This window comes from Vibrio sp. Y176 (assembly GCF_033438945.1).
Map to the genome: position 1 here is coordinate 1 of NZ_JAWOQS010000789.1, position 607 is coordinate 607.

The 607-nt window shown below is 51.1% G+C and carries 1 protein-coding gene; it reads left to right on the top strand.

Annotated elements, in window-relative coordinates; all coding sequences use genetic code 11:
* Positions 1-607 (top strand): NAD(P)-binding domain-containing protein (locus R7O13_RS28665; protein ID WP_318305435.1); only part of this gene is annotated, 607 nt, incomplete at both ends.

The window sequence follows — 607 nt, forward strand, 5'->3', positions numbered from 1 at the left end:
GTTCGGTCGGTGTATTTGGGGGACTTACACGGGGTCGTTGGCGTGATGAACCTTGTCGCACCGAATACGCTATTGATCGATTGTTCGACGATCGATCCCGATTCAGCAAGATTGGTTGCCAATGAAGCGGCAAACAAGCGTTTGTTGTTTGTCGATGCACCGGTTTCGGGTGGCGTCGCGGGAGCTAAAGCGGCAACGTTGACGTTCATTGTCGGTGGCTCGGATGAGGCATTCTCAAAAGCGAACGCCATTTTGCAGTATATGGGGAAAAACGTTTTTCATGCGGGTAAAGCTGGCGATGGGCAGATGGCTAAAATCTGTAATAACCTGATGCTGGGTATTTTGATGTCAGGCACGTGTGAGGCGCTGAACTTAGGCATTGATCATGGGCTCGATCCAAAAGTCTTGTCCAACATCATGTTGCAAAGCTCGGGACGAAAATGGGCGTTAGAGCTTTATAATCCATGCCCGGGCGTGATGGATAGCGCGCCAGCCAGCCATGATTATCAACCGGGCTTTATGAGCAAGCTGATGCTAAAGGATTTAGGTTTGGGATTAGATGCCGCATTGCAAACCCACTCCTCGGTGCCTATGGGAGCGTTGGCGC